Genomic DNA, 10,281 nt, shown 5'->3' on the forward strand with positions numbered 1-10,281 from the left:
CGATGAGCAATGGCTAATCTTCGCGAACTGCGTAACCGCATCAAGTCGGTGAACTCGACGAAGAAGATCACCAAGGCCCAGGAACTCATCGCAACCTCGCGAATCACCAAGGCCCAGGCCAGGGTCGAGGCCTCCTTGCCCTACGCGCGGGAAATCCGCCAGGTCATTGACCGCCTCGCTAGCGCCAGCTCCCTGGATCACCCCATGCTCCGCGAGCGTGAGGGCGGCAACCGCGCCGCCATCCTGGTGGTGTCGAGTGACCGTGGTATGGCCGGTGGCTACAACTACAACGTCTTCAAGAAGACCGCAGAGCTGCGGTCCATGCTCGAAGACAAGGGCTACGAAGTGGTCCTGTACGTTGCGGGCAACAAGGGGCTTGGCTACTACAAGTTCCGTGGTGAGCCGGTCGCCGGCGCCTGGACCGGGTTCTCCCAGGACCCGGGCTACAAGGAAACCCACGACCTGCGCCGCCACCTCATCGACTGCTTCGTCGCCGGTTCCGCCGGCACCGCGAAGTGGCGTACCGGCGTCACGGGCCCCGAAGGGGAGCCCGTGCAGGGCTTCGACCAGCTGCACGTGGTCTACACCGAGTTTGAGTCCATGCTGACCCAGACCGCGCGTGCCCACCAGCTGCTGCCCATCGAGCCCGTCGTCGAGGTGGACGAGATCGACGTCTCCGAAGACATGCTGCACACCGGTGATGGGGAGGTGGCCCCGGACTTCGAATTCGAGCCGGACGCCGACACCCTGTTCGCCGAACTGCTGCCGAAGTACGTCTCCCGTGGCCTCTACGCCATGCTGCTGGAGGCGGCCGCATCGGAATCCGCGTCTCGCCGCAACGCCATGAAGTCCGCCACCGACAACGCCACCGCGCTTGTCAAGGACCTCTCGCGCGTCGCCAACCAGGCCCGCCAGGCACAAATTACCCAGGAAATCACAGAGATCGTCGGTGGCGCGGGAGCGCTCGCCGAAAGCGGAGAAAGTGACTAGCAAATGACTACAGCTCTCAGCGAGCACAACGCACAGCAGGCAGCTGCCAGCGGCCGCGTCGTGCGCGTCATCGGCCCGGTCGTCGACGTGGAATTCCCGCGCGGCGAACTGCCGACCCTGTTCAACGCACTGACTGTCGAGGTCACCCTCGAAGCCGTTGCGAAAACCATCACCCTCGAGGTGGCCCAGCACCTGGGCGACAACCTGGTGCGCGCCGTCTCCATGGCACCGACCGACGGCCTCGTCCGCGGTGCCGTCGTGACCGACACCGGCAAGCCGATTTCCGTTCCCGTCGGCGACGTCGTCAAGGGTCACGTCTTCAACGCCCTCGGTGACTGCCTCGACGAGCCGGGCCTCGGCCGCGACGGTGAGCAGTGGGGCATCCACCGCGACCCGCCGCCCTTCGACCAGCTCGAAGGCAAGACCGAAATCCTCGAGACCGGCATTAAGGTCATCGACCTGCTGACCCCCTACGTCAAGGGCGGCAAGATCGGCCTGTTCGGCGGCGCCGGCGTGGGCAAGACCGTGCTCATCCAGGAGATGATCACCCGTATCGCCCGCGAGTTCTCCGGTACCTCCGTGTTCGCCGGCGTCGGCGAGCGTACCCGTGAGGGCACCGACCTCTTCCTCGAAATGGAAGAGATGGGCGTGCTCCAGGACACCGCCCTGGTGTTCGGCCAGATGGACGAGCCGCCGGGAGTCCGTATGCGCGTGGCCCTGTCCGGTCTGACCATGGCGGAGTACTTCCGCGATGTTCAGCACCAGGACGTGCTGCTGTTCATCGACAACATCTTCCGTTTCACCCAGGCCGGTTCTGAGGTGTCCACCCTGCTGGGCCGTATGCCCTCCGCCGTGGGCTACCAGCCGACCCTGGCTGACGAGATGGGTGTCCTGCAGGAGCGCATTACCTCCACCAAGGGCAAGTCGATTACGTCTCTGCAGGCCGTTTACGTGCCCGCCGACGACTACACCGACCCGGCTCCGGCCACCACCTTCGCCCACCTGGATGCCACCACCGAGCTCGACCGTGGTATCGCCTCCAAGGGTATTTACCCGGCAGTGAACCCGCTGACCTCTACCTCTCGAATCCTCGAGCCCGGTATCGTCGGCGAGCGTCACTACAACGTTGCGCAGCGCGTGATCCACATCCTGCAGAAGAACAAGGAACTCCAGGACATCATCGCCATCCTCGGTATGGACGAGCTGTCTGAAGAGGACAAGATCACCGTGCAGCGCGCCCGCCGCCTGGAGCGCTTCCTCGGCCAGAACTTCTTCGTCGCGGAGAAGTTCACCGGCATCCCCGGTTCCTACGTGCCGCTCGAGCACACCATCGATGCCTTCGAGCGCATCTGCAACGGCGAATTCGACCACTACCCCGAGCAGGCCTTCAACGGCCTGGGCGGCCTGGACGACGTCGAAGCTGCGTACAAGAAGATGACCGGAAAGTAAAGGGGCTCCACTATGGCTGAGATTGCCGCTGAACTGGTCTCCGTCGAGCGGATGCTCTGGTCGGGCAAGGCCAGCATCGTCACGGCCCAGACCACCGAAGGTGAGATCGGCGTGTTGCCCGGCCACGAGCCGATGCTCGGTCAGCTCGTGGAAAACGGTGTGGTCACCATCCGCCCCATCGAGGGTGGCAAGCTGACCGCCGCGGTCCAGGGTGGCTTCCTGTCCATCACTGGCGACAAGGTCACCATCCTCGCGGACTACGCAGTGTGGGCCGACGAGGTCGACGAGTCCGCAGCACAGGCCGAGTTGAACTCCGACGACGAGGAACACAAGGCCCGTGCCGAGGCTGAGCTGCGCGCCGTGCGCCGCAGCAAGGAATCCTAAACACCCACGCCACCGCCCGTCCCGGACACGGTGAACTCCGTGCCCGCAGACGGTGCGCATGGGAGGGTTTTCGCCCGCACACCGTGGCCCCGCGCCACTTGTTCCCCCACATGCCCGCAGGCACCCCCGCCCGCGCCCCACACCGGGGCCGGAACGGGTGGTGCCTGCGGGCTTTGTGATGTCCCGGGTGCAGGTGCGGGCTCACGCCACGGGCGACGCCCGCGCCCGTGGGCTTCACGACGTCGAACGGCAACGGCCTCACGGGATAGGCTGCACCTGTGCAGTCGCACGGGGGTGTCTGTGGAGGGGGAGGATGTGTTTAACAATCCGGTCACGGCCCGAGTACTATTTGGTCACATACCAGGTGCTTCACCGGCACCATCACACCCACCCGTGACGCGGACGCAGACTCGCCGCCCCGTGGGCGCACCCACGGTGCGCGCCCAGCCCACCGCGAACAGCGCGCCAGCCCCGCGCACCAGCCCCTGTGACAACGACCGCGGTCGCCGCATCGTCTGCGGTGGGGGTGTGAGTTGGTGGTGGTGAGGACGGCGTCTTTGTCTGCGACTGATGGGAAGGCTCTCGTGGCATATTTCTGGACTATTCTCGGCATCGTTGCCCTCGCCACGTGTGCGCATGCTGCTTACCGATTTCTGTACTTGCGTCCGCACGGCACCCCGATCGTGATGCGAACCCTGCCAGCAGATGGCGGCCATGGCTGGCGCCATGGGGTGATTCGCTACAGCGACGGGGTGCTTGACTTTTTCCAGCTGCGTTCCCTGTCTAGGAAGCCGGACATCACCCTGCAGCGCATGGGCACCACCCTCGTCGAGCGTCGTTCGCCCCGGGAGGACGAGGCCCACACCCTGGAAAGCTTCCTCAAGGTGCTCGTGGTGGCCGCGGGTGGAAAAGAGTATGAGCTGGCGCTGGATCTGCGGGGGGAGACTGCGTTTACTGCGTGGCTGGAGTCCGCGCCGACGCAGCGCCTGGAGCGCAGCGATGCGGCCACGGCCATGCGCCAGGTGGAGCGCTACCACCGCCGCCACAAGAACGCCTAGCGAGTCACAGCACACCCGCCGACACCGCCCGCGCAGCACGCTGTGTGGGGCGCGTATCCCTTGGCGGCAGCGGCTGCACCTGCGTGCCGGGGGATAAGTCCTGTGGGCGGCGTGACGCTGCCGCTGTCGGTGTCGTCGCAAGCCCTTGACGCCGGGTAGGGGAGGGCTCATTCCACGGGGGGTGCTGCGGGAGGGGCGGGGAATCAGCCGGGGAAACACTGGGGGATAGGGGGCGCAGCCCACACCGTCCGGCTGTCGCGGGGCATGCGTCGGTCGTTGCTCCGAGTCATTCGTGCCGGGCGGCTGGCAGTGCTGGGGGGCATGCTGGGCGCGTGGGTGTGGTGGGCGGTCATTGGCTATTGTTGACACTTATGCGTCTCGTGATTGCCCGCTGCTCTGTCGACTACATCGGCCGCCTGGAAGCCCACCTTCCCATGGCGGATCGCCTGCTCATGGTCAAAGCCGATGGTTCGGTCTCTATCCACGCCGACGACCGCGCCTACAAGCCTTTGAACTGGATGACGCCGCCGGTGACGCTCACCGAGAAGGAAATCACCGACGAGGACGGCGACGCCATCGGCGTCCAGCTGTGGATCGTGGAGAACTCCAAGAAGGAGCAGCTGCGCATCACCATTGAGGCCATTCACGCGGAGCTCGCCTACGACCTGGGCGTGGACCCGGGGTTGGTCAAAGACGGCGTGGAAAGCCACCTGCAGGAGCTCCTCGCGGAACACATCGACACCCTCGGGGAGGGGTATGAGTTGGTGCGCCGGGAGTACCCGACCGCCATTGGCCCGGTGGATATTTTGTGCCGGGACGCCGACGGCGGGCACGTCGCCGTGGAGATCAAGCGCCGCGGCGGCATCGATGGCGTCGAGCAGCTCACCCGTTACCTGGAGCTGTTGAACCGGGATGAGGTGCTGGCTCCCGTGCAGGGCGTGTTCGCCGCCCAGGAGATCAAGCCGCAGGCCCGTACCCTCGCAGAGGATCGGGGGATTCGCTGCGTGGTGCTCGACTACGATGAGCTGCGCGGCATTGAGTCCAACGAGCTGCGCCTGTTCTAGCCCTACACCCGGTACAACGCGGCGAGGCCTTGTTGCCGCAGGCGCATCAGTATCGGGGCACAGTGATTTCACCCAAAGGGAAGTGTGGTTGAGCGATGGCAAAGCGACGCAATAAGTGGGCGGGTGCCGGCCAGGCGCGGCAGCTGCCCTCCCACGGGGCGGCCTTCTTCGGCGCCCAGGTGCAACCGGGGCCGCGCTGGGATTATGGGCGCGACTACCTGGTGCGCCGCATCGGCTCCGATCGGGCGCTGAAGTTCTATGTCTGCCCGGGCTGCAACGGGGATATCCCGCCGGGGATTGCCCACATTGTCGCCTGGCCGAAGGATGGGCTGCGTGGGGCAGAGGATCGCCGCCACTGGCACCAGGCCTGCTGGGAGCGGCGTTAACGTCTGCCTCGCCTGTGCGGTGCCCGTCGGCCCGAGGAGACGTGCGTGCATGATCACGCAGTTGTGGAGACGCAGGCCGTGTGGTGAGGTGTGGGTATGGTGAAAAACTTTTCTCCCCCGACTGCCCGTGCGGTGTGTGGGGCGTGCCTGCGGGGTGATACCGGGTGGTAGCCTTCCCCGCCGTGCGCGACGCGATGTGGGCCCGTCCGCTGCTGTGCGGCCCCCAGGGCCCCATCCCAGGGATTGTGGGCTACCTCGACCTGCCTGAGTGGCTGGGGGACCTGTTCTTTCCCGCAGCGCGCGACATTGATCTGCTTGACTTGGGCGAGCTGGTCACCCGGGATGCCCGTGGGGTGCGGGTGCTGCGGATGGAGTTTCTCATTCCGCCGGGCCTGTGCCTGTTCGATTGTGCCGTCACGGTCGAGCGCAGTGACACCGATCCGGATCCGCGGATCCTCTGCCGCGAGGTAGACGGGTGTGATCCGGCGCTGCGGATCGCGGCGTCCTCCGCCCGTGGCGTCGTAGTCGAGCTGGATCTCGCCGAGGATGAGATCGCTGCGCACGTGTGCCTGTCGCTGGTGCGCGTGCCGGTGGAATCCTGGAGCACGGCCACGTATTCGCCAGCATTTATCGTGCCGCTGCCGCTGCCGCCCGGGTTCGTGTGTGAGCACCCGCAGTTCGAGGGGGTGTCTGATTCGTGGCTGCTGGATGTCCGGGAGCCGAGCCCCACGAGCGCCCAGCCCGCGCGGGGAGAGGACTCCGCGCCGCCCCAGTGGGGTCTGGAGTTGTTGCAGCGCGCATACCAGGGGCCGGGGGTGCGGACGCCGCTGTGGCCGCGCGTCTTCGGTCCCGACCCGCAGGACTGACCAGTCGCCACGTCCGCACGAAAAAACTCCCCGGCTGCCAGGGCCACGAGGGCCGGCAGTCGGGGAGTGGAGTGTGCACCGTCCGCGGGGTGTGCCGCGGACGGGGCTTCATGCGATGGCTTAGTGCGCGGGCTCGGTGATCTCGAGGAGCACGCCGCCGGCATCCTTCGGGTGCACGAAGTTGATGCGTGCGCCGCCGGTGCCGATCTTCGGGGTGTCGTAGAGCAGGCGGGTGCCCTGGGCGCGGAGGTGCTCACACAGCGCGTCCATGTCGCGGGTGCGCAGGCACATCTGCTGCAGGCCGGGGCCCTTCTTGTCGATGAACTTCGCGATGGTGGAGTCCTCGTTCAGCGGGGCCAGCAGCTGAATCATGCCGCCGCGGTCGGTGAGATCCTTCGGGCCGATCATGGCTTCCACCACGCCCTGCTCTTCGTTGGTCTCCTGGTGGTGGTTGACCCAGCCCATGTTGACTCGGTACCACTCGATGGCGGCGTCCAGGTCCGGCACGGCGATGCCGACGTGGTCCAGGCAGGTGACGTACTGGTGGGGGATTTCGATGCTCAAGTAGTCATTGCTCATGTCGTCCACGATACGCTGAACCAGATTCTCCCGTTCGGACACAGTCGGACAATGGATGTTGGCTTCGTCACGTCCATGCCTCTGTGGGGTGCGCCGCGCTCCGCCACCTCGGCGCGCAGCCGCCCGTGCCCGCGGCACCCGGGCGAGGCTCGCTCTGCCTGCCGTGCGGGCTCGGAACCTGCGCTGACGTGGGGTAATCTGCGCGTCCACGCATGCATGGTGTGGCAGTGGCCCACCACGCACGCCTGACGTTCGTCGAATGGCGCCAGGACTGGGGAGTGCCCGCGCCTGTTGCATGGGGGCACAGTGTGAGAATGTCCACGCCGGCACGTACCACGCCGGGTGGGGCGCACGGGGTGGGGCATGGGGGCACTGGTCCCGCCCCTCGTGCGGCGGAGGTCGGTAGGGTGGGGCCATGCTTGTTGCCTTTTCTGTCGCCCCCACCGAAACGCCGAGCAACCAGGCGGAGATGGCCGACGCCGTCGCCGAAGCGGTCCGCGTCGTCCGCGCCTCGGGGCTGCCCTATGAAACCAACGCGATGTTCACCAACATCGAAGGCGAGTGGGACGAGGTCATGGATGTCGTCAAGCGCGCCACCGAGGCGGTGCTCGCCACCAGCCCCCGGGTGGGCTTGGTGCTCAAGGCGGATATTCGCCCCGGCCACACCAACACCATCCGCCGCAAGGTTGAGGCCATCGACGACCGCCTCGGGCCGCCGGCCTAAACACCCCTGGCGTATCCCGTGCACGGTTCCCTGTGCTGCCGGGAGCTGGGTGCGCGGGGAATCCGGCCGCCGGATTCTCCGTTGGATGACGCGTGGCCTTAGGCTCAAGGGCACACGCTGGCGGTGGTGACCCCGTGCCGGTGGGGTGCCGGTGTTTGGTTGCCTCAGCGCTGAAGGCCGCCACACGTCTGCACGGTGGATACGACCGCCACAGACGACTGTTTTTCTTTCTGTTTATCCCTTTAATTTCCACGTTGTGTAGGAGACGCGAACCATGACTGCACCGTATTCGGGCGGCGCCATTGATCTGGGCGAAGTGAAGGCCCGTGCCGAGGCCCGGGCGCGCGCCCAGGCCACCCCCGCAGGGGAAATCCCCGCCGTCGTGGAGGCCACGATGGACAATTTCCAAGCCGAGGTGCTGGAGCGCTCCCAGCAGGTGCCTGTCATCGTGCAGGTGGGTACCGCCCGCAGCCCGCAGAGCGAGCAGCTCAAGCAGGACTTGAGCACACTCGCGCAGCAGGCGCAGCTGGCGTGGATCTACGCCTACCTTGATGCGGACACCACCCCGGATCTGGCGCGCATGCTGGGGGTGCAAGGCCTGCCGACGGTCATCGCGTTGGCTGATGGGCGCCCCTTGGCGGACTTCCAGGGTGCGCAGCCGATGGAGGCCCTGCAACAGTGGACGGCCGCGGTGGTGCAGGCCGTCGCCGGCAAGCTCGCCGGCCTCGGCGAGGCCCCGGTGCCGCAGGAGGATCCGCGCTTCGCGCCCGCCACCGAGGCGTTGAACGCCGGCGATTTCGAGGCGGCGATCGCGGTCTATGACGACATTCTCGCCCACGAGCCGACGAACAAGGAGGCGCTCAGCGCCCGGGATTCCGCCCGCCTGCTGTCCCGCCTGGCCGCGGCGAAGGCGCAGGACGTGTTCGCCGCCGCCGAGGCGAACCCGGATGATGTGGATGCGCAGCTGGCGGCGGCCGATGCGGAGATCGCGGCCGCGAACCCCGAGGCCGCCTACACCCGCCTGCTGGACCTCATGGGGCGCAGCGCAGGGGAGACGAAAAACACCGTGAAGGCGCGTCTGCTGGAGTTGTTCTCCCTCGCGGAGCCGGACGATCCCCGGGTGCTGGCCGCCCGCGCCCGCCTGGCCAGTGTCCTGTTCTAGCCCCCTTTTTTTATCGCCCCTCGCAGCCACCCGCTGCGGGGGGCGCTCCTCTATCTAGGTTCGCGCCCACCGGCCACCCCAGTGGCCACCTCGCCACACCACCCTGACACACCGCCCCACACCGGCTGTGCCCCCACCTGCCGAAGGAGACCCCATCATGCCTGAGACCACGCCACACGCCCCCGCCGCACCCCATCTCGACAGTCGCGCGCGCCGGCAGCGCCGGCCCCGCACCCGCCTGTGGTGGGTCAGTTTGGTGCTGTCCCTCGTGGCGTTCGTCAGCCCCTGGGTCTTCGCGCAGATCCCAGGGGCGACGATGATGACCGCGTTTGCGGTGTGTATCCCACTCGGGATCATCGCTGGGGCGTGCGCGGTCCGTGTCCGCTCCTGGTGGCTTCTGGCACTCGCAGTGCTGGCCGCCATCGCCCCCTTCGTGATGTTCTGGGCGGCGTACGCGGTGTTGTTTGTTCTCTACGTCATCACCCTGGGGAAGTTCCCCGGCGCCGACTGGGTCTAGAGGGCCGCCGGGGGATCAGCACCACACCACCCGCCGGGCATCAGCCGCGGGGCGGGGGAGAAGCACACACGACACCGGCAGTGCGGTGGTGTGGCAGGCACCCCCGGGAGGGAACAGCCCGCCCGGGGAGATGGCTGTGGGCGGTCGTGGCCTTAGTGCACCGGGTAGACGGCGGTCGCGCCGCTGATGATGAGCTGCACGCCAATGGCGAGAATCAAAAAGCCCATGATGCGCGACAGTGCGCCCAAGCCGGAGGGGCCCATCTTGTCCACCAGTGGCGTGCCGAAACGCAGCAGCACACCAATGAGCAACGCCATGGCGGCAATGCCGGCGACGATGGCCGCCATGGACTCCATCCCCGGGTGCTTCGCCCCGAGCGCGATGACAACACCAATCGCACCAGGGCCGGCAATCATCGGCAACGCCATCGGGGTGAACGCAATATCCGTGCCTGACTGGGCTTTCTCGTGGGAGTCGGCGTGCTCCTCATCGCTCATGGCCGGCTTCTGATTGAGCATGGCGTAGCCGGAGTGCCCCACTACCAGGCCGCCAGCCAGCTGCAGGGCCGGGATTGTCAGCCCCAAGCCCTTGAGCAGCCACGGGCCAGCGGTGGCGAACACGGCGAGGATGGCGAACACATACACGGCCGTCATGATGGCCTGCTTCTTTTTCGCTGCGGCCGCCAAGGGGGCGGACATGCTGGCGAAGACAGCCACACCCCCAATGGGGTTGGTGATGGGGAATAGGGCGGCGAGGGTGGCGATGAAGATCTGAGTTGTCGACATGATGGTCGCCATCGTAGTGGCTGCAGGCGTGATGGTCATGCCGGAGGACGCTGAACTCTCCTTGGGGCGAACAACGGCAGAGGGCCTCCACATCCTGCCCGAGGAGCGGGTGCCCGCCCGCCGGGTTCTCCCCCGGGTGGGGGTAAAAATTGACAAATCTTTGGGGGGGTGTTCCTATGTTAAACGCAAATCGGCTGGTAGTCCTTGGTGATACTCATGCCTACCAGCCGGGACCTCCCCAGCAGGGTGTGTGAGGGCATGCCAAAGCGCCGATCACTGGTCGTTGTTTTCAACGATCCAGTGCCGGCTGACGCGAC

The 10,281-nt window shown here is 66.6% G+C and carries 12 protein-coding genes; 10 read left to right on the forward strand and 2 right to left on the reverse strand.

Annotated elements, in window-relative coordinates; all coding sequences use genetic code 11:
• Positions 1 to 9: 9 nt before the first annotated feature.
• The 7 genes from C1Y63_RS01980 (at position 10) to C1Y63_RS02010 (ending at position 6,197) form a co-directional block, all read left to right on the forward strand.
• Complete coding sequence (locus C1Y63_RS01980) at positions 10 to 990, forward strand: F0F1 ATP synthase subunit gamma (protein ID WP_106014782.1); 981 nt, start codon at positions 10 to 12, stop codon at positions 988 to 990.
• 3 nt (positions 991 to 993) lie between these two features.
• Positions 994 to 2,439 (forward strand): F0F1 ATP synthase subunit beta, encoded by a 1,446-nt coding sequence (gene atpD / locus C1Y63_RS01985; RefSeq protein WP_106014783.1) that lies wholly within the window; start codon positions 994 to 996, stop codon positions 2,437 to 2,439.
• A 12-nt stretch (positions 2,440 to 2,451) separates the two neighbouring features.
• Positions 2,452 to 2,823 carry a F0F1 ATP synthase subunit epsilon gene (locus tag C1Y63_RS01990; protein WP_106014784.1) on the forward strand — a complete coding sequence of 124 codons (372 nt, stop codon included), beginning with the start codon at positions 2,452 to 2,454 and terminating at the stop codon, positions 2,821 to 2,823.
• Positions 2,824 to 3,407: 584 nt separating this feature from the next.
• On the forward strand, positions 3,408 to 3,881 hold the full coding sequence (locus C1Y63_RS01995; protein WP_233195533.1) for a DUF2550 domain-containing protein: 474 nt from the start codon (positions 3,408 to 3,410) through the stop codon (positions 3,879 to 3,881).
• 371 nt (positions 3,882 to 4,252) lie between these two features.
• Positions 4,253 to 4,945, forward strand: a complete 693-nt coding sequence (gene nucS, locus C1Y63_RS02000; RefSeq protein WP_106014786.1) for an endonuclease NucS — start codon at positions 4,253 to 4,255, stop codon at positions 4,943 to 4,945.
• Between the two features lie 95 nt (positions 4,946 to 5,040).
• Positions 5,041 to 5,331, forward strand: a complete 291-nt coding sequence (locus C1Y63_RS02005; protein ID WP_106014787.1) for a hypothetical protein — start codon at positions 5,041 to 5,043, stop codon at positions 5,329 to 5,331.
• Positions 5,332 to 5,513: 182 nt separating this feature from the next.
• Positions 5,514 to 6,197, forward strand: a complete 684-nt coding sequence (locus tag C1Y63_RS02010; RefSeq protein ID WP_146128831.1) for a hypothetical protein — start codon at positions 5,514 to 5,516, stop codon at positions 6,195 to 6,197.
• 120 nt (positions 6,198 to 6,317) lie between these two features.
• On the opposite strand, the gene mce is transcribed toward C1Y63_RS02010, so the two are convergent.
• Positions 6,318 to 6,776 (reverse strand): methylmalonyl-CoA epimerase, encoded by a 459-nt coding sequence (gene mce, locus C1Y63_RS02015; RefSeq protein ID WP_106014805.1) that lies wholly within the window; start codon positions 6,774 to 6,776, stop codon positions 6,318 to 6,320.
• Positions 6,777 to 7,191: 415 nt separating this feature from the next.
• On the opposite strand from mce, the gene C1Y63_RS02020 reads away from it, so the two are divergent.
• The 3 genes from C1Y63_RS02020 (at position 7,192) to C1Y63_RS02030 (ending at position 9,179) form a co-directional block, all read left to right on the forward strand.
• Positions 7,192 to 7,500, forward strand: a complete 309-nt coding sequence (locus C1Y63_RS02020; RefSeq protein ID WP_106014789.1) for an MTH1187 family thiamine-binding protein — start codon at positions 7,192 to 7,194, stop codon at positions 7,498 to 7,500.
• Between the two features lie 274 nt (positions 7,501 to 7,774).
• Entirely contained in the window at positions 7,775 to 8,662 is an 888-nt protein-coding gene (locus tag C1Y63_RS02025; RefSeq protein WP_106014790.1) for a tetratricopeptide repeat protein, read from the forward strand.
• A 157-nt stretch (positions 8,663 to 8,819) separates the two neighbouring features.
• Positions 8,820 to 9,179, forward strand: a complete 360-nt coding sequence (locus C1Y63_RS02030) for a hypothetical protein (protein ID WP_106014791.1) — start codon at positions 8,820 to 8,822, stop codon at positions 9,177 to 9,179.
• A 152-nt stretch (positions 9,180 to 9,331) separates the two neighbouring features.
• Here C1Y63_RS02030 and C1Y63_RS02035 read toward each other — a convergent pair whose 3' ends face one another.
• Positions 9,332 to 10,003 (reverse strand): MarC family protein, encoded by a 672-nt coding sequence (locus C1Y63_RS02035; RefSeq protein ID WP_233195525.1) that lies wholly within the window; start codon positions 10,001 to 10,003, stop codon positions 9,332 to 9,334.
• Between the last annotated feature and the right edge of the window lie 278 nt (positions 10,004 to 10,281).

Origin of the sequence: Corynebacterium sp. 13CS0277 (genome assembly GCF_002994655.1) — a bacterium.
GTDB lineage: Bacteria > Actinomycetota > Actinomycetes > Mycobacteriales > Mycobacteriaceae > Corynebacterium.

Bases quoted from the DNA above. Each gene is read 5' to 3' on its own strand.
- C1Y63_RS01980 (WP_106014782.1), top strand. From the start codon at position 10: ATGGCTAATCTTCGCGAACTGCGTAACCGCATCAAGTCGGTGAACTCG.
- atpD (WP_106014783.1), top strand. From the start codon at position 994: ATGACTACAGCTCTCAGCGAGCACAACGCACAGCAGGCAGCTGCCAGC.
- C1Y63_RS01990 (WP_106014784.1), top strand. From the start codon at position 2,452: ATGGCTGAGATTGCCGCTGAACTGGTCTCCGTCGAGCGGATGCTCTGG.
- nucS (WP_106014786.1), top strand. From the start codon at position 4,253: ATGCGTCTCGTGATTGCCCGCTGCTCTGTCGACTACATCGGCCGCCTG.
- C1Y63_RS02005 (WP_106014787.1), top strand. From the start codon at position 5,041: ATGGCAAAGCGACGCAATAAGTGGGCGGGTGCCGGCCAGGCGCGGCAG.
- mce (WP_106014805.1), bottom strand. From the start codon at position 6,776: ATGAGCAATGACTACTTGAGCATCGAAATCCCCCACCAGTACGTCACC.
- C1Y63_RS02020 (WP_106014789.1), top strand. From the start codon at position 7,192: ATGCTTGTTGCCTTTTCTGTCGCCCCCACCGAAACGCCGAGCAACCAG.
- C1Y63_RS02025 (WP_106014790.1), top strand. From the start codon at position 7,775: ATGACTGCACCGTATTCGGGCGGCGCCATTGATCTGGGCGAAGTGAAG.
- C1Y63_RS02030 (WP_106014791.1), top strand. From the start codon at position 8,820: ATGCCTGAGACCACGCCACACGCCCCCGCCGCACCCCATCTCGACAGT.
- C1Y63_RS02035 (WP_233195525.1), bottom strand. From the start codon at position 10,003: ATGACCATCACGCCTGCAGCCACTACGATGGCGACCATCATGTCGACA.